This window comes from Thalassobacterium maritimum (genome assembly GCF_031127805.1).
GTDB lineage: Bacteria > Verrucomicrobiota > Verrucomicrobiia > Opitutales > Coraliomargaritaceae > Thalassobacterium > Thalassobacterium maritimum.
Genome location: NZ_JARXHW010000004.1, coordinates 123,898 through 145,920 on the forward strand (window position 1 = coordinate 123,898; position 22,023 = coordinate 145,920).

The 22,023-nt window shown below is 52.2% G+C and carries 20 protein-coding genes and 1 tRNA gene; 9 read left to right on the forward strand and 12 right to left on the reverse strand.

Annotated elements, in window-relative coordinates:
• Window positions 1–6: 6 nt before the first annotated feature.
• Complete coding sequence (gene hpf / locus QEH52_RS03125; RefSeq protein ID WP_308948562.1) at window positions 7–372, reverse strand: ribosome hibernation-promoting factor, HPF/YfiA family; 366 nt, start codon at window positions 370–372, stop codon at window positions 7–9.
• Between the two features lie 132 nt (window positions 373–504).
• On the opposite strand from hpf, the gene QEH52_RS03130 reads away from it, so the two are divergent.
• The 5 genes from QEH52_RS03130 (at window position 505) to QEH52_RS03145 (ending at window position 2,915) form a co-directional block, all read left to right on the forward strand.
• The gene (locus QEH52_RS03130; protein ID WP_308948564.1) at window positions 505–1,329 is read left to right on the forward strand and encodes an SDR family NAD(P)-dependent oxidoreductase; all 825 of its coding nucleotides are present in this window, start codon (window positions 505–507) and stop codon (window positions 1,327–1,329) included.
• Window positions 1,330–1,401: 72 nt separating this feature from the next.
• On the forward strand, window positions 1,402–2,205 hold the full coding sequence (locus tag QEH52_RS03135; RefSeq protein WP_308948565.1) for an RluA family pseudouridine synthase: 804 nt from the start codon (window positions 1,402–1,404) through the stop codon (window positions 2,203–2,205).
• A gap of 83 nt (window positions 2,206–2,288) precedes the next feature.
• Window positions 2,289–2,364: transfer RNA gene (locus QEH52_RS03140), tRNA-Ala, on the forward strand.
• A gap of 122 nt (window positions 2,365–2,486) precedes the next feature.
• Window positions 2,487–2,645, forward strand: coding sequence for a GIY-YIG nuclease family protein (locus QEH52_RS20490; protein WP_345785440.1), 159 nt, complete (start codon window positions 2,487–2,489; stop codon window positions 2,643–2,645).
• A 42-nt stretch (window positions 2,646–2,687) separates the two neighbouring features.
• Window positions 2,688–2,915 carry an addiction module protein gene (locus QEH52_RS03145; RefSeq protein ID WP_308948566.1) on the forward strand — a complete coding sequence of 76 codons (228 nt, stop codon included), beginning with the start codon at window positions 2,688–2,690 and terminating at the stop codon, window positions 2,913–2,915.
• Between the two features lie 557 nt (window positions 2,916–3,472).
• On the opposite strand, the gene QEH52_RS03150 is transcribed toward QEH52_RS03145, so the two are convergent.
• Both QEH52_RS03150 and QEH52_RS03155 read right to left on the reverse strand, forming a co-directional pair.
• On the reverse strand, window positions 3,473–4,717 hold the full coding sequence (locus QEH52_RS03150; protein WP_308948567.1) for a tagaturonate epimerase family protein: 1,245 nt from the start codon (window positions 4,715–4,717) through the stop codon (window positions 3,473–3,475).
• Between the two features lie 22 nt (window positions 4,718–4,739).
• On the reverse strand, window positions 4,740–6,062 hold the full coding sequence (locus QEH52_RS03155; protein WP_308948568.1) for a Gfo/Idh/MocA family oxidoreductase: 1,323 nt from the start codon (window positions 6,060–6,062) through the stop codon (window positions 4,740–4,742).
• Window positions 6,063–6,153: 91 nt separating this feature from the next.
• Here QEH52_RS03155 and QEH52_RS03160 point away from each other — a divergent pair, with 91 nt between their 5' ends.
• Complete coding sequence (locus tag QEH52_RS03160; protein WP_308948569.1) at window positions 6,154–6,951, forward strand: AraC family transcriptional regulator; 798 nt, start codon at window positions 6,154–6,156, stop codon at window positions 6,949–6,951.
• A 72-nt stretch (window positions 6,952–7,023) separates the two neighbouring features.
• Here the strand turns inward: QEH52_RS03160 and fabV are convergent, their stop codons facing one another.
• Window positions 7,024–8,202 (reverse strand): enoyl-ACP reductase FabV, encoded by a 1,179-nt coding sequence (fabV, locus tag QEH52_RS03165; protein WP_308948570.1) that lies wholly within the window; start codon window positions 8,200–8,202, stop codon window positions 7,024–7,026.
• A gap of 83 nt (window positions 8,203–8,285) precedes the next feature.
• Window positions 8,286–9,644, reverse strand: a complete 1,359-nt coding sequence (locus QEH52_RS03170) for a UDP-glucose 6-dehydrogenase (protein ID WP_308948572.1) — start codon at window positions 9,642–9,644, stop codon at window positions 8,286–8,288.
• Between the two features lie 136 nt (window positions 9,645–9,780).
• On the opposite strand from QEH52_RS03170, the gene QEH52_RS03175 reads away from it, so the two are divergent.
• Complete coding sequence (locus tag QEH52_RS03175) at window positions 9,781–10,419, forward strand: TIGR04282 family arsenosugar biosynthesis glycosyltransferase (RefSeq protein WP_308948573.1); 639 nt, start codon at window positions 9,781–9,783, stop codon at window positions 10,417–10,419.
• A gap of 55 nt (window positions 10,420–10,474) precedes the next feature.
• Here the strand turns inward: QEH52_RS03175 and QEH52_RS03180 are convergent, their stop codons facing one another.
• The gene (locus QEH52_RS03180) at window positions 10,475–11,563 is read right to left on the reverse strand and encodes a PAS domain-containing sensor histidine kinase (protein WP_308948574.1); all 1,089 of its coding nucleotides are present in this window, start codon (window positions 11,561–11,563) and stop codon (window positions 10,475–10,477) included.
• Between the two features lie 270 nt (window positions 11,564–11,833).
• Here QEH52_RS03180 and sucC point away from each other — a divergent pair, with 270 nt between their 5' ends.
• Entirely contained in the window at window positions 11,834–13,024 is a 1,191-nt protein-coding gene (gene sucC, locus QEH52_RS03185) for an ADP-forming succinate--CoA ligase subunit beta (RefSeq protein WP_308948575.1), read from the forward strand.
• A 35-nt stretch (window positions 13,025–13,059) separates the two neighbouring features.
• Window positions 13,060–13,944, forward strand: a complete 885-nt coding sequence (sucD, locus tag QEH52_RS03190; RefSeq protein ID WP_308948576.1) for a succinate--CoA ligase subunit alpha — start codon at window positions 13,060–13,062, stop codon at window positions 13,942–13,944.
• Window positions 13,945–14,087: 143 nt separating this feature from the next.
• Here sucD and bshA read toward each other — a convergent pair whose 3' ends face one another.
• From bshA to QEH52_RS03220, 6 genes are all read right to left on the reverse strand, one after another.
• Window positions 14,088–15,221 (reverse strand): N-acetyl-alpha-D-glucosaminyl L-malate synthase BshA, encoded by a 1,134-nt coding sequence (bshA, locus tag QEH52_RS03195; RefSeq protein ID WP_308948578.1) that lies wholly within the window; start codon window positions 15,219–15,221, stop codon window positions 14,088–14,090.
• 1 nt (window position 15,222) lies between these two features.
• The gene (locus QEH52_RS03200) at window positions 15,223–15,948 is read right to left on the reverse strand and encodes a PIG-L deacetylase family protein (protein WP_308948579.1); all 726 of its coding nucleotides are present in this window, start codon (window positions 15,946–15,948) and stop codon (window positions 15,223–15,225) included.
• A complete protein-coding gene (locus QEH52_RS03205) occupies window positions 15,945–16,715 on the reverse strand; it encodes a hypothetical protein (protein ID WP_308948580.1) in 771 nt (256 codons plus the stop codon). The genes QEH52_RS03200 and QEH52_RS03205 overlap by 4 nt, the downstream gene beginning before the upstream one ends.
• On the reverse strand, window positions 16,712–18,409 hold the full coding sequence (locus QEH52_RS03210) for a sodium:solute symporter family protein (protein WP_308948582.1): 1,698 nt from the start codon (window positions 18,407–18,409) through the stop codon (window positions 16,712–16,714). Before QEH52_RS03210 ends, QEH52_RS03205 begins: the two co-directional genes overlap by 4 nt.
• Before the next feature lie 109 nt (window positions 18,410–18,518).
• The gene (locus QEH52_RS03215; RefSeq protein ID WP_308948583.1) at window positions 18,519–21,005 is read right to left on the reverse strand and encodes a PIG-L family deacetylase; all 2,487 of its coding nucleotides are present in this window, start codon (window positions 21,003–21,005) and stop codon (window positions 18,519–18,521) included.
• 65 nt (window positions 21,006–21,070) lie between these two features.
• Window positions 21,071–21,925, reverse strand: a complete 855-nt coding sequence (locus tag QEH52_RS03220) for a DUF2911 domain-containing protein (protein ID WP_308948585.1) — start codon at window positions 21,923–21,925, stop codon at window positions 21,071–21,073.
• Between the last annotated feature and the right edge of the window lie 98 nt (window positions 21,926–22,023).

Consider the following 22,023-nt stretch of genomic DNA (forward strand, 5'->3'; position numbering starts at 1 on the left):
GAGGCGCTAGACTGCCTTAGGAATGTCCGCAGGGATATCCACTAAGTGTGTAACCTTGCGCTTAACTTTCTTCAAGCGTGAGCGACGCCGTAACATACGATCAAGCTTGTTGACCATATCATCGATCGACTTATATAAATCGTCGGTAGCGGCTGACGCGAAGTGATCATTTCCGCGGACTTCAAGCTGTCCTTTCGCTATAAATTCTTTCTGGTGGCTAGACTGGTGAGGGTCGTATTCTAGCTCCACACGCATACGGATGATGTTATCCTCATGCTCGAAGAGTTTTTCTGCTTTTTCGTGAACCATATTTTTGATCGCATCCGTCAGTTCCATGTTCAAACCTGAGATGATTACGTCATGTTGCTTCATATGTATTTTCCTTTTGTTTATTGGTTCGATTTAACGGCATCGACTGACACCGCCGCAATGACCCAACTGAGCATAAAAAAAGCCAATCCATTATAACGCCGAACTCGAAAGTTCGAAAAACCTAACACACTTATGAAGCAATTAGAATACTTCAAGCGGTTCTCCGTAATCATCGTTACGGGTGGTTCGTCTGGGATTGGCTGCTCAATTATCAAAGCAATTCAGAACGTAGCACCAGATATTACATTGTGCAACCTTTCTCGCTCAAAACCTGCGTTTTTTTTGGGCCCAACCGGCCAACATTTCCCAGTCGACCTGAGTGACGCGACCGCCCTCGCCGACACAGCATCTGAACTGATAAAGAAAATCCATTCAGTGCCCAACGGTGAGGTCTTGCTAGTCAATAACAGCGGCTTTGGCGACTATGGGCGCATGCCCGATCTCGAGCTCAAAAAACAGCTATCCATGATCGATCTAAACGTGCGCGCGGTCGTGGATTTGACCGCACGCCTACTGCCCACCCTTTTAGAACGCGGCGGCGTCGTCGTCAACATCGCCTCGACGGCGGCTTTTCAGCCGACGCCCTACCTCGCCACCTACGGCGCGAGCAAAGCCTTTGTGCGCAACTGGTCGCTCGCACTCAACGAAGACCTACGTGGTAGCAAAGTCCGCACCCTCACCGTCTGCCCCGGCCCCACTCAGTCCAATTTCTTTAAAGCTGCGGGCTTCGCCACGCCTCCCATGAAAAAAGGCAGCGCTCCGGGCCTCGACATGAGCTCCGAAGAAGTCGCCGCACGTACACTCAATGCCATTGCCAAAGGGCAAGCACTCCTCGTAACTGGTTGGATGAATCATTGCATCAGTTTCTTTGGCAGCAAAATGCCACTCGTCGCCGTCACTCGCATCGGCGGCGCCATCCTGCGCAAAATGCGCCTAGAACAACATCGAGCCCAATAATACCCGCATTCCCTTCTATCCTCCGACCTCTGCCATCCGTCCTCTGCCATCCGTCCTCTGCCATCTAAAATTATGAACAATCCCTACGGCGAAGAAGCCCCCCTGGTCGAAATGACCGATTTCACCAACTGGATTGTCCAGGAAGACGACAACCTGCTCATCATAAACAAGCCTGGCTGGCTGCTTTGTCATCCCTCCAAAAATGGTCCAATGTCCAGCCTCGTGGGCGTCGTGCGCGAATACACCGGAGCCGACAAGCTGCACCTCGTCGCCAGGCTCGACCGCGAGACCAGCGGTCTCATTGTCTTTGCCAAACGCCCGGCCGTGGCTCGCAAATTTCAAATGGCGATCCAAAATCGCATCGTCAAAAAAGCCTACATCGCACTCATGGAGGGCGAATTCAACGAGCCCAAGCATATCGACCTCCCGATCGCCCGTCGTCGTAAAGGTGGAGGGCCCGTCATCGTCAAATCCGAGGTCAGCTACGATCGCAGTTCACAAGACGCCGTCACCGACTTCATTCCCCTGCTATCCAAGAACGGCTATACGCTATGCCGCGTCGAGCCCGAGACCGGCCGCAAGCACCAGATACGCGTGCACGCCGAAGAAATAAAGCACCGCATCGTCGGCGACAAGATCTACGGCCCCGATGAGACACTGTATATTGAGTTCATCGAAAACGGCTGGACCGAGCGGCTAGCCGCCGCCCTCCCCATGCAGCGTCAAGCGCTCCACTGCTTCCGCTACGATTTCCAATTTCCCGAAGGTACGGTCAGCTTTACCGCTCAACTACAAGAAGACATGCTGCAGTTTTGCCGCGAATACATGGGTTTGAGCGCCGCAGAAGTCATGACAGCAGTCCAAGGGCAAAACTAGCGCAGTTTTCGTCACAAAAAAAATAGTTTGAAAAACTATTGACGCCCGCAGCAAGCGCGCCATTTTTCGAATCTTTCCTGAAAGGGGCATTAGCTCAGTTGGTAGAGCGCTTGCATGGCATGCAAGAGGTCAGGAGTTCGACTCTCCTATGCTCCACCAGGCTTCGTCCGAAACTTGTTTCGGCGAACGAAGCCTGTCACGGCGTAATGAAGTGAAGCTGGACTCCCAACACCTAGAGAACTACGCCCGGGCAAGCCCCCCCTTTGAATTCCACAAGTATGATGCAATTCTATTACGTGTATCGTCTCGTAAGTATAAAGGCTACAAATCGTCATTATACTGGGCTGACAGAGGATTTATCGGCACGACTCGCGAAGCACAACCGAGGCGAAGTCCCTCACATTTCCTTCCAATTGCAACCCTGGGTCGAACCGGTTTAACGTCGAGATTGACAAAACCTAATTGCTAGTAAGATTCACAATTTGTCTGTCAGCCTAAAAGTTGAATCTGAATTGATGGGGTTGCCTCCGGTTGAACGTGCGATGTTAGCTGAAAGGCTTCTTTCGTCTTTTGACAGCTCCGAGCAGACATCTCTCGATGTCGAATGGTGCAAGGAGGCTGAAAATCGGATCGAAGCATTTGACAATGGACTTCTTTCCGCATCCAAAGCCGAAGACGTCCATGCAAGAATCGAGAAGAAATATTTCTAGTGAACGTGCGCTACCTCAGCATCGCTGAAGAAGAGCTCGGTAAGGCTATCGAGTATTACGAAGACAAGGAGGTTGGCCTGGGTTTGCGTTTTTACGCGGAGTATCGAGCTGCTCTAGCGCGAATTCTCGCTTATCCCGATGCGTGGTATACACTTTCAGAAAATACCCGCCGCGTCGTACCAAAGTTTTCCCATTCGGGATCATCTATCAGATTCGGAACGACGAAATTCTAATCATCGCAGTTTCTGAGTTGCATCAGAAACCGAGGTATTGGAAAGATCGTATTGAAGAGGCCGATTGAATCGTCCCCCCCTGCAAGCAAACTGCTTGCCGACTTCCGTAAAGGCCTGGCAATCAAGGAAAAATACGACTTTCCGATGCTCCACCATTCCCGACGCTTTAGCGGCGCTGGAATGGTGAGAGTCCCGAAGCGTCTGTAACTCCAAGACAAGACACAAAAAAGGCACACTCAAGGTGAACTTTCCCCGAGTGTGCCTGTAAGGTAAAAGAGAGTGCTGCCCACCGCATGCTTGAAAGCGCTGCGATCAGGCCCCTGACTAGCTAAAAATCGGTAGAATGTGACGCTGGTAGAGATTCTCTGTCACGTTCTTGGCAATGACGGCTTCGTTGGCTTTGAGCGCATCTGTATAACGCTCCTGCATTTCAGCAGCCACTTTAAAGCCTACGTGGATGAGCTGGCGGAAGTTTAAATTGTAGTCAGGATGACTCTGCACATGGCGCAGGGTGTTGACATACTTCTCAGAATCCCAGCCCTGGACCGCCTCAGGCGTCGGCAACTGTGCCTTATCAATATCGATCACGGTGGCGTATGGAGCCGTCAGTTCGTCGAAGCGCACATAGGCACCTGCATAGACATCTTTAGCGATCTGAAGTGCTTCGCCATCGGCTTCAGCGAGGCCAATGACCTCTTCCAGCCAAGTGGTGCCAGCAGTTTTTACGTGGAGGCCGGCATCATGTTTAGCGATGAGTTTTTTAATGATCGGATAGATCGAAAACTTGTCTGATCCGGAGTGCACACTGAGCTTAAGTGTTTCCGGCAAGCCAAACTCTTGGATCGCGTATTCAATAACAAAGAGGTCCTCATCGAACTCTTTTTCAAATTGAGCAAGATCGCCAACGTAATCGACGCCTTTGTTAAAGCGACCAGTGAACTTCGGCGCGATGGTCTGTGCGGGGATCCCCTCGGCTGCGATCATCGACAAAATTAAAAATAGATCAATGGGTGTCTGGGGCAAATCGGTTTCATCCACCGAGACTTCAGTAATGAAATTATCTGCGCCCTTGGCCGCAACGATATGATCATAAATCGCTTTGGCCCCCTTGATGGCGACGAGAAACTTACCAGCGACTTCACGTAGCTTGGCCTCTGTCACTTCAAAGGGAGTTACGATACCGGGAATCTGCAATGCGCCGGTATACTTCTGATTGGCTGCGATGAAGGCATCCACATCGGCGGCATCTGGCGTCTCACCGACGAAGTCTGCCACGTCCAAGGTGTAAAAATTACTACCCGCCAGAAAGCTATCGACAGTCTTTAGGCCAATGTGGTCGGCATCGACGTAAAAGTCGCCCGTCCAGCCCAACGCCGCCACGGCAGCGTCGGCCTCAGTACGCAAGTCGTCGGGCTGACTTTTAACGATACTATGCTCACGAAAGGACTTATTCCACGTGGGATAGATATCGATGCCTGCGTTCTTGCCGTTCACGACGGACTGCAATTGCGCTTTACCTTGATGTGCGAAGCGATCGCCCATACCGAGAGTGTATTTTTGGATTTTCATAGTTTTCTGTATTTGAAAGAAATTATAATTTTGGAAAGAGTTGCTTAATGTTCACTGGCAATCCAGTGGCCATGGATTGATTGGCGGCGATACCGGTCAAGATCGAGAGCGCGCCGTCCTTATGCCCGGCAGCACGCTTGAGTGGATCTTCTTGTGGCTCGCCAAAGACATCGCGCAGTAAAATCTCATCGGCTCCGCCGTGCCCGCCACTGTTGCTTTCCTCAATTTCGATCTTCTGGGGTTCGCCCCAATGAGGACGATAGAGTAAACTTGTAGGTTCCAGCACCTGATGGCTGGCGCCCCCCTTGACATTACGGCTCAAATTGTGATCGCCCTCGCCTGCACTGACGTAGGACTTCTCCGTGACATCAATCTCCAAGCGCCCTTGAGTTCCATTAAATGACACGCGGTAGCCCTCCCAAGGGGCAAAAGCGACAAGGTGATAGGTCATGACTGCCTTATTCTGATAGCGCACCATCACACCCACATCATCTTCGATCGAAATGCCGTCGCCGAATACATTTTGATCGCGTAAATAGCCATCGGCGGATTCGCATTCATAATACAGCTGCTTCAGCTCTTCATTCCCTGTCAGGTCCAATGCAAAAGGATCCCGCTGCACGCGCGTATCGTTAGTGCCGCGAACGTAGCTGCGGGGCTCCCCACGCGCTTCGGCATTTTCACGGCCATAAAATCGCAGATCCCCCATAGCCACCACCGTTTCTGGACGACTCGACAACCACCAATTGACTAGGTCGAAGTGGTGAGTGGACTTATGCACCATCAATCCCCCGCTGTTGCGCTTATCACGGTGCCAACGACGAAAATAATCCGCCCCATGCTGAGTATCGAGCATCCATTCAAAATGCAGCGAGGTCACCGTTCCAATCAAACCAGACTGCAACAACTCTTTGACCTTCGAATTTCGCGGGGCATAGCGGTAATTGAAGGTCACGGTAAGCTTCTTTCCTGTGCGCTCTTGCGTCTCTAAAATCTGAGCGCACTTTTCAGTGTCCACTGTCATCGGCTTTTCTGTAACTACATCGCAGCCTGCTTCCATCGCACGACAGAGGTAGGTATGGTGAGTGCGATCGATCGTCGTCACGATCACCACGTCCACTTGGTGCGCTTGAATCATCTGTTCAAACGCCTCAGGGGCATAGCTGGGCAGGTCCAAACCGTCTGCTTTTTGCCATGCTTGCATGCGCAAAGGATTGATATCGCACAGTGCTACCAAGTCACAAGTGGCGGCATATTCTTTTAAAATTGCATTGCGAAACATCAAAGAGCGTGAGCCCGTGCCGACAATCGCGTAGCGCTTCTTTTGAGGGGTATCTTGAGACATCAGTCTTAGTATCTCGTATTACGCGGATATAGTCCATAGCCGCAGCGCTCAATAATTTGACATTATCGCTCAATAATGAAGTCTAGATGACATGCTCGCCTATTTCAGCTACGGCAAACGTCGCTATTACGAAAACCCACTCAACCACCTCCAGCAGCAACGGCGCTTCTGGGAGTTTCAAGCGGTAATACAAGGGCGCATAGGCAAAATGCCTGCGGGCGTCACCACCACGAGCATCCATGCATCCACCCTTTGGCTCTCCCCCCCCGGCTCCGCACACGGATGGGCAGGTGAACCCAAGAAAGACGCGACGATCGTGGTCTTTCACTTCAGCTACATTCCTAAAAGTCTGGCAACTTTGATCAATAGCCGGCAACAGGTCGAAATTCCACTCTCTTCGGAAAATTGCCGTCGCCTGCGCAAGCTGGCGCAGGGGGTGCAAAATTACTGGGAGCGCCCCGCGCCCGGCATGCTACTTTGCTATGAGCACGCTTTGCTAGAGCTAAGTTTTCTGACCCACGAAGCCCTCCAGCACGACCAGAGCCTCCCGGAGCATCGTAAGCAATCCAATGCGGCGGTACAACAAGCACTACTGTGGTATAACGAACATATGCAAGACAACCCAAGTTTGACCACGATTGCACAAAAAGTGCACAGCTCTCCGGCCAACCTGCGGCGCCTCTTTCACCAAAGCCTGCAAGCCTCTCCTAAAGACGTGTTTGATCAATTGCGCTATCAACGCGCAATGCAGCTACTCACCGATACCCACGAACCTCTTGCAAAGATAGCAGATAAGTGCGGCTTTCAAGACCAGAGTGCTTTCTCAAGAGCTTTCAAGCATCACTTTATGTGTAGCCCAAGTGAGATCAGAAGTCCGAAAGTTGATTAAGCCGGCATCCAAACGATGTTTCTTCAATAGAAGCACAAGACTGACTCAGGCTAATCACTTCGTGCGGATTAACTATTTTGAACTGGGCAACTCAAGGTCCACCTCAACATCTTCTTCATAGTCCACGCCAGGGAGCGAAAAGCCGAAAAGTGTAAGAAAGTTTTCCTGATATCCAGCGTAGTCCGACTCGGTAAAGAGAGTCTCACTTGTGATGCCCGGCCAAATATCGGCAACAGCTTGCTGCACATCCGGCTCCATTTCCCAATCGTCGACACGAATACGGCCCACCTCATCCAACTGGAGGTCATCCCCATAGAGGCGGTCGTTGAGCAGGCGCACCATTTGCTCGATGCAATCCTCGTGCGTCCCCTTGGCCTTCATGATCTTAAACAAGATAGAAATATAAAGTGGCACGACAGGGATCGCAGAGCTGGCTTGTGTCACCACTGCCTTATTCACAGCGACGTAGGCAGCACAGTCGTGCTTCTCTGTAATCGCAGCTGCCGCACGCTCCACATCTTTCTTCGCTTGGCCGATTGTACCGTTAGTGTAGACGGGCCATGTCAACTCTGGGCCGATGTAAGAATAAGCGACGCTCTTGGCACCTGGTGCCAGCACGCCCGCCTGATCAAGTGCATCCATCCAGAGCTCCCAGTCCTCTCCCCCCATTACTTTAATGGTATGTTCCACATCGTCGCCTTCGGCCGGCTCAATGGTAACTTCGCAAACTTGGTCCTTATCGGTATCGAGGCTGCGATTGGTGAAAGACTCTCCGATTGGCTTGAGCACGGACTTGTAGGTCTCGCCCGTCTTGGGATCGGTACGGCGCGGTGAAGCGAGGCTATAAACCACGAGATCGACTTGCCCGAGGTCAGCCTTAATCGTTTCGATCGTTTGCGCCTTGATCTCGTCCGAAAAGGCATCGCCATTAATACTCTTGGCGTAAAGGCCTGCCTCATGCGCGGCTTTTTCAAAAGCCACCGAGTTGTACCAGCCTGCGCTCGCAGGTTTGCCCTTAATCGAAGGACGCTCATAGAACACGCCTAATGTAGCTGCATCATGGCCAAAAGCCGACGCAATACGGGTCGAAAGCCCGTAGCCAGTCGAACTGCCGATCACCAAAACTTTCTTAGGGCCACCTGACTTCTTCGCCGCTTTGGCAACTTCAATCTCTTGGCGAACTTTTGCTTCGCAACCCTTAGGGTGCGCAGTAATACATACAAATCCTCGAATACGTGGCTTAACTATCATAAGTCTATCAGTGAGTGGTTTAGGCAATAAAAGAGCCTATCAAAAACAGGGATTGCCCCAGTGGCAACCGGTAATTCACAGCATCAACCTTTGCCGATACCGCTAGCTTCGAAGCCGATTTCGCGCAGCGCTTCTAGGTCGAGCAAGTTGCGCCCATCGAAAAGGAAGGCCGGCAATTGCATTTGATCGTAGATCTTCTGGAAGTCGAGCGCTTGGAACTCGTCCCACTGAGTGAGCACTAGAATCGCGTGCGCATCCTTAGTCGCCTCATACGCATCCTTGCAGTAAGTCACGTATTGATTGTCCGCATCAATCCCGAGATCACGCTGAATCTGTGCTGCTTCCACCTTAGGATCGTAAATCGCAATATTTGCCTGCTCCTCCAGTAAGTCTTTACAGATATAAATAGCCGCCGACTCCCGCGTATCGTTGGTATCCTTCTTAAATGCAAAGCCCAGCACGGCGATCTTCTTATCCGAGACTGTATTAAACATGGTCGAAATCACACGGCGACTGAAGCGGCGCTTCTGGTAGTCGTTCATCTCGATCACACCATTCCAATAAGACGCCACCTCGGGCAAACCAAAGTGCTCGCATAGGTAGACTAAATTGAGAATGTCTTTCTGAAAACAAGAGCCCCCAAATCCGACCGAAGATTTTAAAAACTTAGGGCCAATACGACTATCTGTACCGATCGCGTGCGCGACTTCATCCACATTGGCTTCGGTCGCCTCGCAGAGCGCAGAAATCGCATTAATGGAGGAAATACGCTGCGCGAGGAAGGCGTTGGCAGTCAGTTTGGAGAGCTCGGAGGACCACAGGTTAGTGGTCAACACACGCTCACGTGGCACCCAGGTCGCATAAACATCTACCAAGGCCTGAATCGCTGCCTTGCCCTCGGGTGTTTGATCGCCACCAATCAGCACGCGGTCGGGCGCTTCGAGGTCGGCCATGGCAGTGCCTTCAGCCAAAAACTCTGGATTCGACAGGATTTGAAATTTACGACCATTCGAATTCGACTCCAAGATGCGCTTGACCGACTCCGCAGTCCGCACTGGCAAGGTCGACTTTTCCACGACAATCTTATCATCCTCAGCCACTTCCGCGATCTTACGAGCACATTTCTCAATGAAGCGGAGATCCGCCGCACGGCCAGCGCCCACACCGTAGGTTTTGGTCGGCGTGTTCACACTCAGAAAAATCATGTCCGCCTCGCGAATGGCAGTGTCGACATCGGTCGAGAAAAACAAGTTGGTGCCACGCGCGCCCGCCACAATCTCGTCTAAGCCAGGTTCGAACACGGGCAATTTGTCCGAGTTCCAAGCATCAATACGAGCTTGGTTAATATCCACAACCGTGACAGTGTGCTCACTGCACTTATGTGCGATCATGGCCATGGTAGGCCCACCAACGTATCCTGCTCCGATGCAACAAATCTTCATGTCCGATTTAGGTATAGAATCTGATACCCCTGACAAGGGAATTTTATAAGAACTGATGACTCTCAACAGGCACTCTCGATAGCCACTCGATCGTGCCAATCAAATCACTAGACACTACCAATCCAATACCTGTAACATGTCCGCAATACTCATTTTCCTCAAAGCCCCTCACAAAGGTTACGTAAAAACTCGCCTTGCACACGACGTGGGCCCGGAGCGAGCACTACAGGTTTACCGCGCTTTAGTGATGCGCCAATGCTCTGCTTTACCCACTCAGGCACAGCTAGAAGTTCACTACACTCCAAGCGACGCAGGTCCTGAAATGCAAAAATGGTTAGGTCGCACAGCAAGCTACTTTCCCCAAAAAGAAGGTGACCTAGGCACGCGCTTACAGGGCGCCATCGAGCAAGCCTTTAAGCGCGGGGCACAAACTGTAACTTGTATCGGGGGCGACTGCCCGCAGCTGGAAACAAAGCACTTTGAGCAAGCCAATCAGCTCTTGGCGAAGGGCCATGATATAGTCTTTGGCCCCAGCGAAGACGGTGGCTACTACTTGGCCGCGCTCAAAGCCCCCATCCCCGAGCTCTTTCAGGACATTCCCTGGAGCACAGGCGAGACCCTGCAAGTCTCACTACAACGAGCCAGAGATTTGCAACTTAAGGTCGGTCTACTAGAGGCACTCTACGACATCGACGAAGTCAGCGAGTTAAACCGTGCATTAGCAGATAAGCGAATCCAGCTCGAGTGCCTTCCACCAGATATACAAAGCGGCTGAAATTAGGAAACCTCCTCCACTCAATCTCGCCTCTGCCAGTTCAAGCCCCACCTGATTATTTCGACGCCTTGTTATAATCTGGGAAGAACAAGGTAAAACGGGTCCCCTGCCCGACTTGACTCGTCACCGAAATACTTCCTCCCAAACTAGTCATGTAATGGTGTACCAAATATAGCCCCACTCCCTTACTATCAGCACGATCATGAAATTTTTGATGAAGTTTAAAAACAAGATCGCGATTCTGTTCTGCATCAAAACCGATGCCATTGTCACTAAACTCCAGCTCCACACCACGCTCAACTGCACGCGAACAAACACGAATTTGGACCGGACGGCCAGGGTGCGCATACTTCAACGAATTAGTCAGTAAATTCATAAAAATACCTTCGAGGTATGCACGGTGAAAACAAACACGAGGACACTCTTCCACTTCGAGCTGAATCTGCGCCCTGGAGCGCTCAATAAGATACCGAACCGAGGATTGCACGCTCGTAAAAACCACCGCAAGATCAAGTAACTCCAGCATGGATTGATGCCCTTCTGCATTGAGGTTATCGACATAACGGTCGAGCATTTTCATTAGATCTTCAGCTGAAAGCGCCAGAATTTCCAGTGTTTCGAGCGTGGCCGGGTCTTTAATCTGGCTCGTATCAATCAGACTACTCAAGGCGACCAAACCAGCCACTGGCGAGCGGATATCGTGTGCAGTCGCATTGGTGAGATGCTTGAGTCGCTGATTCGTCTCCGCCAGTTCTGACAAGAGCTCATTACGCTGCGCCTCGCGTGTCTTAATATCCGATATATCTTTTGCGATTGCGTAGACGAGTTCAAGGTCCGGCATCGGGATCGAATTCCAAGACAACCAGACGACCTTACCGTCCTTATGCAGATAGCGATTCTCAAAATTGTGAAGTGGCTGCCCACTCACAATCGCGGCTCGATGCTGCGCAGTCATCTCAACATCACTGGGGTGAATAAAATCACGGATCGGACGAGCCATTAACTCACGCTCAGAGTAACCGAGTGTATCACAGACTGCGGGATTAATTCGCTTAAAATACCCGTCAAATCCAGCGATGCAAAGCATGTCCGGTGAAGTTTCAAAAAAGGGATCCACCGCATATTCTGACTCTGAACGTTCCATATTTCGCATACACAGATTAAGCAATCGCTCTGATCAATTGCAATCTCTGAAATCAACAGACAGGTCCGCTTACTTGAATGGCTCCCCCTCATGGCCGATCACTGTTTACAATTGAGAGCGCTCCCCTAATCCGCGAAATCTGCTCTAAAGTCAAAGCACGACTTATACTCACATTTCTTTTGCGAAAATAATCCAAAATATATTGCACCGAATCAAGCGAGTCGGCATACACGACGCTTTCGTGTCTTTAACATAAACTAAGAAATACAGATGAATATCCACGAGTATCAGGCCAAACGCCTTCTTCAGGAATACGGGGTCCCCGTCCCGCGCGGTTATGCCGCAACGAATTCCCGAGAGGTTGAAACCGCTATCTCCCACCTTGGCGACGACATGATCGTTGTGAAGGCCCAAATCCACGCAGGTGGCCGCGGCAAGGGAACTTTCACCGATGGCTACAAGGGTGGCGTTAAGGTGGTCAAAAACCGTGAAGAAGCCCAGGAAGCGGCCAACCACATGTTAGATAACACGCTCGTCACTGCACAGACGGGCCCTGAAGGCCGTAAGGTACAGACGCTTTATTTCACTGAGGCTTGTGATATTGATCACGAGTATTATCTCGCAATCGTGCTGGATCGCGAAACTGCACAATCTGTCATCATCGCCTCGACTGAAGGCGGTATGGATATCGAAGCGGTCGCCGAAAAGACTCCGGAAAAAATCATCCGTGTGCCCATCTCGCCTACAATGGGCTTGCGCCACTACCACTGCCGCCGCGTCGCATTTGCCCTCGGCTTTGCCGGCGATCAGGTCAAGCAATTTGCACGCATTCTCACAGGTCTCTACAAGATGTTCTGGGAAAAGAATGCGATGCTGGTCGAGATCAACCCACTGGTCACCACCAAGCAGGGTCAACTCATCGCACTCGATGCCAAGGTTTCCTTCGACAGCAATGCGATCTTCCAACACCCGGAAATTCAACAGCTGCGCGACTTGAATGAGGAAGATCCTAAAGAGATCGAAGCCTCGAAGCACAATTTGGCCTACATCGCACTCGATGGTAACATCGCTTGTATGGTCAACGGCGCAGGTCTGGCCATGGCGACGATGGACATCATTCAAAGCTTTGGTGGTTCCCCCGCCAACTTCCTGGATGTGGGCGGAGGCGCCAACGAAGACCAGGTCACTGCTGCTTTTAAAATCATTTTGTCCGACCCCAATGTGAAGGGTATCCTCGTGAACATCTTCGGTGGTATCATGAAGTGCGACGTGATCGCCAACGGCATCGTAGCTGCGGCGAAGAATGTCGAAATTAAAGTGCCATTGGTGGTGCGTCTCGAAGGCACCAATGTCGAAGCTGGTAAGAAGATCCTGCGCGAAAGTGGTGTCGCTTTGACACCTGCGGACAGCTTGGTTCAAGCCGCCGAGATCATCGTAGAACAAGTCAAGAACGCTGACTAAATCCCAATAACGATCACATTTAACACAACATTCCAATGAGTATTCTCGTTAACAAAGACACACGTCTCGTCGTTCAAGGGATCACCGGTAAGACCGGCACCTTCCACACACAACAATGCATCGAATACGGCACAAATGTCGTCGCCGGTGTGACTCCCGGCAAGGGCGGTCAAATGTGGGAAGGCAAGGTACCTGTATGCAATACAGTCGCCGAAGCAGTCGAACAACACGGCGCCAACGTCTCCGTCATCTATGTGCCACCAGCCTTCGCAGCGGACTCGATCCTCGAGGCCATCGAAGCAGAAATCCCTCTTGTCATTTGCATCACTGAGGGTGTGCCCGTGCGTGACATGGCAGAAGTGCGTCGCCGCCTCTACTTCCACAACACAAAGACTCGCCTGATCGGCCCCAATTGCCCAGGTATCATCACACCGGGTGAATGTAAGATCGGCATCATGCCTGGCTACATTCACAAGCCAGGTCGTGTCGGTGTGGTCTCCCGCTCCGGCACCCTCACCTACGAGGCGGTCTGGCAACTCACACAACGCGGACATGGTCAATCCACTTGCATCGGCATCGGTGGTGACCCCATCAATGGCACTTCGCAATTGGACGCGGTGCGCATGCTCAACGAAGATCCTGAAACAGACGCAATCATCATGATTGGTGAAATCGGTGGCAGCGCGGAAGAAGAAGCCTGCGCTTACATCAAGGAGCACGTGAAGAAGCCAGTCGCTGGTTTCATCGCAGGTGCCTCTGCTCCCAAGGGCCGCACAATGGGCCACGCTGGAGCGATCGTTTCTGCAAGTGGCGCCGGCACAGCCGAAGCCAAGTTTGCAGCGATGGAAGATGCGGGCGTATCAATCGCACGTAACCCATCCGAAATCGCTGACGCACTGCTCAAGATCTACAAGGGCTAATTGAAGCTCTGAACGAAGCAGGCACAGCATGCAAGCTGGCCTGAATCACACATTTTCAGTCTGTCCGTGGCCGATGCGCCCGGGCAGGCTTTTTTTTTGAATAAGTCGCAGTGCTGCGATCAACTCACCGCAGCACTGCAGGACTAACGAGCTGCGAGCAAATCTAGATAATACTTAAGATACTGATCCCGTATGACGGGCGGTGCGAATCGCGCTTGCGCCTCTTTAGCTGCAGCCAATCCCATAGCTTGCATACGCTGGGGCTCTTCAATCAATTGGTCGATTGCGGCTGCAATTGCACCGGGGCTGTGTGCTGGCACGAGTCGGCCCGTACGCCCGTCTTGCACCACCTCGGGGATGCCACCGACTTCAGTAGCGACGACAGCTTTACCGTGCGCAAGTGTCTCTAAAATACTCAGTCCAAAGCTTTCCGCCTCCGAGGCATACACCCCCAGATCACAGGCGTTCAAATAGTCTTCGATCTCTTTGACATCTCGTATCACGATGACTCGATCCTGAATGCCCAGGCGAATTAGATCGGCTTGATACGGCTCGAAATCGCCGCCCGCGAGAATGAGTAATTTAACATGTTTGCGATTTTTCAATCGCGCGAGCGCTGTAAGTAGATCGGCCACGCGCTTGCCCGGCCGTATATTCGACATGTGCAAGAGTAAATACTCCGAGTCGCGAACCTGCAGCATTTGCCGCACCTCCTCTCTCGATTGTGTGACGGGGCCGGGAGCGTAAAAATTAGGAATAACCGTGATGGGGTGCTCCACTTCAAAAGTCTCAATGGTCTGCGCTTTTAAGCTCTCCGACACCGTTGTCACACCATCGGAGTTCTCGATCGAATACTTTATAATCGGCCGATAGTGCGGATCTTTTCCCAATAAATTCGTATCCGTCCCATGCAATGTAGTGACAATGACGGGCGACTTCTTCTGCCCTAGCATCTGCTTGGCCAACAAAGCACCTGTGGCATGTGGCACTGCGTAGTGCACGTGTAGTATGTCGAGTTGATGCTCTTCGCAGACCTCCATAATACGCACCGAAAGTGGCAGCGTATAATCCGGATATTTGAAGAGTGCGTATTCATTCACCACCACGGGATGAAAGAACAAGTTCTCGCCGCACTTTAAGCGGACGGGCCGCTCGTAACTGATAAAATGTATTTCATGTCCGGCCGCCGCCAGCAACATTCCGAGCTCTGTGGCCACGATACCACTGCCCCCGATGCTGGGGTAGCAAACCATACCAATCTTAAGTCGAGACCTCATATTAGAATGCGCGTGCGGTGCGGTGCAACTGTGCCAAGCTCTGGACCACGGGTGGATCGTTGGGCCAGAGTGCGATCGCGTAAGGACAGCCCGCCATGGCTCCGAGCTGCTGCGCACGTGTCAACTGTAGCTCAATATAGGCGCGCTGGCTCACTTGTGAGGCGTGGCAGGCCATCAGCTGCTGCCACGCCTCAGCCATCTCAGAAACATCGACTAGAGTGGCCGCAGACAGCGGCTGTTCTTCCTGTGCTGTAATCGAGTAGAACCATAGCGAGCCAACCGCATGGGGCGACAGCCCTGCCAGTGCCTGCAAGCCTCCATAGCGAGCCAAACGACAGGCATTACGAGTGGCATTGCCCACCGCACAATGGTCGGGATGCTGGTTGGTGCTCAGCGAGGGCGCGCAAACAATATCTGGCCGAAATTCACGGATGATACGAGCGAGTTGCAGGGCATTTTCAGGCGTAGCGCTTTGCAAGCCGTCCCCACCGAAATCTAAAAATGTAAGCCGCTCCGCCGCACCTAGCAGCTCGGCTGCAGCACGCGTTTCGGCTTCGCGAATACGGGGGGTGCCCGCCGAGCCAGCCTCTCCCTTCGAAGTCACGACCATCGAGATTTCAGTGCCTTGGGCATACTCCTTAAGCAAAACCGCGCCCATGCCGAACTCCAGATCGTCGGGGTGCGCGCCTATGGCGAGTAGTTTGAGTGGTGCTGCGTGCTGTTTCATGGTAGATAGGCCTCACTTGAATCGGAAATTTCGTCGCGTTTAATAAATTGAATCTCTGACGCGTCCGCGGTATTGAGATAATTCATTTCCCCTGCCCCCGCGACATAGTGGGTGCACTGAATCACAGACTGCATCCAACCTAAGCGCGTATCCCGCGAGGGACTGACTTGCGAACGCTGCCACTGCTGGCTCGGTAGATCGATATAGGCACTTCCCCCACGATGCAGACGTAGGCCGTGCTGCGGATCATAGCGCGCGCGTACCCATTCATCCTGATAGCTGACATCGACAAAAAAATCGTCGATGTCACTCGCCTGCTCACGAAACTGAGGATCACTGGAACGCAGCACCTCGATGCCCTCCAGCAAGCCGAGCGCTTGATACATTTCGAGGCAGAAATCGGCCACATTGTCCGCTTGTATGGCTTCGAAGACTGGCACGTATTCAGCCTTCAAATACTTAGGCAACTGACGCGCGAGGCTTGCTTGCCACTGGCGATCGACTCGTTTCGCATAGAGCGGGGAGTATTTCTTCTGAATTTTATTCGCGAAGGCAAAATTCAAAGTTTGGCGCGCGCCGGAGCTCAAGTCCTTGACCACGGTCTGCGTCTCGCGTGGATCGTGATCGCTATCGTGATAGAAGAACACGATACGCCCGCCCAGCTCAGCCTGCAAACGCCGTGCGGTCTGAAACTTGGCAAATAGAAAGCGACGCGGCAAGAAGCCACAGGGTTGCTGACCAAAACATATTACGGGTGCCTGACTCATAGGGACTGGGTGGGATTCTTATGGCTGAGCTTGAGAAGAATGTGCACCAGTTGGGCAATCAAAACAGCGAGAATACAGCCGATTAAATTGAACCACAGATAGCCGATATCTATGGGTGAGAAATAGAGCGTCAATACGATGGCTTCGGCACACAGCCCACCAATAAAGGCGGCATGCCCACCGATACGTTTGAGAAAGAACGCGACTAAAAAGATGCCCAGAATGGTGCCATAGAATAAGGAGCCGATAATATTGACCGCCTCGATCAAGTTATCAAATAAAGTCAAAGTCATCGCAAAGCTGACCGCAACAATCCCCCAAGCGAGCGTCAGAATACGAGCCACCCAAACGTAGTGCCCATCACTCCCGCGCGGATGCACCAGAGTCTTATAACCATCCACCATAGTGGTAGAGGCCAGTGCATTCAGCTCAGATGCGGTCGACGACATTGCGGCAAGAAAGATCACTGCGACGAGTAGCCCCACCAGCCCGGCGGGCAAGTTATCCAACACGAAGTGCAGAAAAATATAATCGGCATCTTGTGTATCTGCATCCGGATTCTCAGCGCTCAGCACTTGTTTAAACACGCCACGCTGCTGCTCCATCAATGCGCTTTGCTCTAAAATCGCCGTCTTGGTTTCTGCACTTGCGGAGCCATGAATTTGGCGCTCGCTCAGAGCAGTTTCCAACAGAGTGCCACGCGCTTGGAAGGCCGCTTGAAACTGCGACTCAATCGGAGCGAGTTGCTCAGGTGATATTTGCTCAATCGTCGCTTCATTATAAAAGATCGGCGGCTGTTGAAACTGGTAAAAGACAAAGAGCAGCACGCCCAATAAAAGAATCGCAAACTGCATCGGAATCTTGAGCACCGCATTAAAAATGAGCCCCCAGCGACTTGCTGTCACGGAGCTCCCGGCGAGGTAGCGCTGCACTTGCGATTGATCGGTGCCGAAATAGGACAGTGCCAGGAATGTGCCTCCGATCAAGCCCGTCCAGATGGTGTAACGCTGACTCGGGTCGAAGGAAAAACTGATCGCCTCTAAGCGGTCGTGCATGCCTGCGATATAGAGCGCATCGCCAAAACTAACATGCTCGGGCAGGCCGTTCACAACGTAGCCAAAGGCAATCGTCATTCCGATCAATATGATGAGCATCTGATACTTCTGTGTCAGGCTCACCGTGCGCGTGCCTCCCGTAACCGTATAGAGAATGACCAGCACTCCCGTCACCAAAATAGTCGGTCCCAATGGCCAATAAAAGACACTGGATACAATGATCGCAGGCGCATAAATGGTAATGCCGGCCGCCAAACCGCGCTGCACTAAAAAGAGGCCCGCCGCGAGGAGTCGCGTTTTTTGATCAAAACGCTGCCCCAAAAACTCATACGCGGTGGTGACTTGTAAGCGGTGGTAAATCGGAATAAAGACTGCGCAAATCAAGATCATCGCGATTGGCAGCCCCAGGTAATTCTGCACAAAGGCCAGCCCTCCTTCGTAGCCTTGCCCCGGAGTGGAGAGAAAGGTGATCGCTGAGGCCTGCGTCGCCATGACCGACAGCCCAATGGTGCTCCATTTCAAATCAGCGCCGCCGCGTAAATAGTCGTTGGCACTACGGTGACTCCTAGCCGTCCAGAGCCCGTAACCAACGATGCCGAGCACAGTCGAGAAGAGAACAATCCAATCCGCAGGGCTCATGAATAGGCTTTCGTTAACAAGCGCATCAGCACAATGAGCACGACTAGCCAGACAAAAGTGGCCATATAAACAGTGCGCCAGTTTATAGGTTTTGGTATCGTTTTTCTCATCATTCAGCAGGCTGCCCCAGCGACATTAAATTTGCAAATAGGCGATAAGCCCCTGGCACACCAGCTGGCAACTGACGGAACCAGGACAAGCCACTATACACGTAGTATCCCTCGCCGATGGGGGCGATCAGCAGGCTGCCCGCGAGCGGAGATTCACCGGGATCGTTGGCAGCAAAAATAGGCGTATAAGCCTCGTCCCAGTCACCGGCGAAGTAGAGGCCACGCTCTTGCACCCAGCCCTCGAAGTCGGCCGTGGTAATCGCATTGGGAAACTGCAACACTCGGTGATCTGGCGCGAGAAAGCGCATGCTCGCCGTTTCATCGGTCACACGATCGCGTGTAATAGTGAATGGGAAGGGGGCATACTCCATAGTCTTCAAACCACGATTTGTATTATACTGCATCACCACGACCCCGCCCTGCTGTGCATATTCAAACAGCGCAGGCATGTAAAACGCGATGCGATCATTAGTATTCAAAGCACGGATACCAAATACAACTGTGTCGTAAGCCGCCAGTGTCTCAGGATTCATATCTGCCTCTGTTAGAGTATCGACCGCGTAGCCAATACGCCGTAGCGCCTCCGGAATGGTATCGCCGGCACCGGGGATGTAGCCGATCCGCTCACCAGCGATCTTGACGTCAAGTAAGACTGCAGCTGCGGTCGCGGTAGGAAATAAGGTCTGCTGGGGGATATGCTGGTAATCCAAGGCCTCGTAACCGCGAGTATAGAGCTGCCCCTCAAACTCAACAGATGCGCGCAAGCTCGTTCGACTCGCAGCTGTAGGTGGAATTAACTTGGCAGTGACTTGCAACTCTTTGCCCGCCTCTAAAGAAAATGGAATACTCGCAGGCTCCACACGCCAGCCGTCGCCCGCTTCAAAGTGAACGGTGGCTGCTGCAATATCGCTAGCTGCAATCACCCTCGCCGTAAACTGGCGCGGTTCATTTTGTCCCAAAATGTGGGTGCCTTCTTCAAGATTCACCATCACAGGCGGCGTTACCGTAAAGGGCTGTTTGCTCTCTCCATGAATCGGATCGTTAAAATTGTAAGTGCTCGGAATGGTAAAAATAATCGATTCACCATCAACAATGAGCCGCACATAGATGGGGATCGCAGCCGGATTCTCGGGAGCACCAATTTGACTCAGCTCATCCACCATGTAACTCCCCCGCTCTGCTGGCTGACGCAACCAGTAAGGCTGAGAAATAGATGCATTGGCGGCGATCTGAGCCGTCTCGGAAACATGTACTAAATGGTTACGCGGCAAGGCATACACTTTGGCGCGAGCCAAGTCGGCTCGACGCGTGGCAAAAGCAATGCTCACCGGTAGCGAGGCACGCTGAATCGCACGCAAATCCAACGCGACTTCCGCCCCCGGCACCGCAGAAGCCGACGCAGCGATGCTCTCGACGTCGAGAGCGAGGCATGCCGCAATCACAACTTCAAGCTCTTGTAATTTCTTACTTTGCCAGAAGCTCGCTGGCAGTGCACTCAAAGCGCGATGCGCTTGAAGGAGTTGCGGCAGCACAGCTTCCGGCTTGCTGGGATTAAAGCGTTCAATTGCCATTTGAATGGCGGCAGCCACGGGTTCGGAATTAGCTACGCGCCCCCAAGTGGTGTCAATACCGGCAAATAAACTGCCCTCAGGCTCCGTACCCGCGAGCGTTTTGAAATATTCTTTGGACTCTCCCAGCTCAGGAGTGGCACCAAAGCCCTGGCTCATGTGGCAAGTGCGGCTATGGGCCGCAATCTCACTGTAGGCTTCGCCGAGTAAGTGATTGTAGCCACCAGTTTCGACGAAAAAGACATCCTTCGTATCAAACTCAATCCCTCGTCGTTGGTAAAACCATTTAGAGGTATTCCATAGCAAGCGTTGGGCTGCCCACGGCTCCACAAATTCCAATTGCTCAGGAAAACGTGCCGGATCTGCCGCAGCGGTAAAGGCTTCTTTAGCCAGACGGGCCGATGCCGTATGGTGACCATGCGTATAGCCAGCTTCCAAAGAAAAACGAGTGATAATCACATCCGGGCGCAGCGAACGTATTGCCCAGACGACATCTGCCAGCGCCGCATCTTGATCCCAAATTGCGAGCGTCTCCTCGGGCGTCTTGGAATACCCGAAATCAATCGCGCGGCTAAAACGCTGCTGCCCGCCATCGATGCGGCGTGCTGCCAGTAACTCTTGGGTGCGAATCATTCCCAGCTTCTCCCCCAGATCACCACCAATTAAATTTTGCCCGCCGTCTCCCCGTGTCAGTGACAAATAAGTCGTATCGACCCGTTCACCGTTGGCCAAATAGGCGATCAACTTGGTGTTTTCGTCATCCGGATGAGCGGCCACGTACAGCACGCTGCCGAGCGTATCCAGTTTTTGCAGACTCAATTGCAAGGCACCACTCGCAAGTGGTTCTATTGGTCGAGATTCGGCTGTAGCAAATGGACTCAGCATAAGAGAGACGAGAAATGAATGGAGGATCCGCATGACGCTATATAAGAATACCCGCCCCGATCAATCGGGGCGGGTGCTCATTAAAGAAAAAAAGAGAATTAACGGATCTTAGCCAAGAGCGCTTCGTTGCGTGAAATGTAGGCAGCATTGCCAGCTGCTTGAGCACCTTTCAAAGACTTCTTAGCCATCATCAAGGCTTGCTGCGTATTCCCCTGCTCTGCCAGCATCTTGGCGTAGCCATATTGCAACCAGAATGCATTCGGACTCATCGAAACAGCTTTATGCATCCACTCCAGGGCTAATTCGGAATCCTTGCCGTTCGAATGATAAAACTCAGCCGCATCGGCATAATCGCGCGCGCCCCAATCATCTATGTTAGCGAGCGACGCTTCAATCGAGGCAGCTGTTAGAGCCGTCGTATCCACAGTAATTTGCACCGGCACCCGCACATTGTCCCAATCAAGAAAGAGCGTCGCCGACTCATCTCGCAACGCATCAAAGCCAATAGTAAAGTTTTCAACCGAGTTCGGACGCTCGATGGCTTCGACCTGCACACGTGCAACATCCTGCTTAGAATCGTAGGCGCCTGCACTCGGCACCTCGGTATCCGCATAAACGATCACAGTCCATACGTCCTCCGCTGGAATGGTGAACAGCACATACTCCCCTGCCGGAATGGGGCTGCCCGCAAAATTCACCTCTGAGTCGAAGGCGATCTTTGTCGGTGCATTCGCTCCGGTGCGCCAAATTTCGCCATAAGGCACCAGCTGGCCATACACTTCACGACCCTTCACTCCAGGCCTGGAATATTTCACCGTGAATTCGGTCACACCGACCATTTGCTTCAATTCCGAGTAAGGACTGGCTGCCGGTGATTTAATTTGAGCAAAACTGCCAGCAGCGCCGAGTAAAATAGCAGCTGCAACGATCGATAAGGTTTTTGGTATTCGCATAGACAGGCTACGAGCCTACCACCCCTCTTTTATTTCAACATTTTTATGTTTTTATCCAGCACATCATAATAAATGGGCCAAGCCACCAATACATTCGC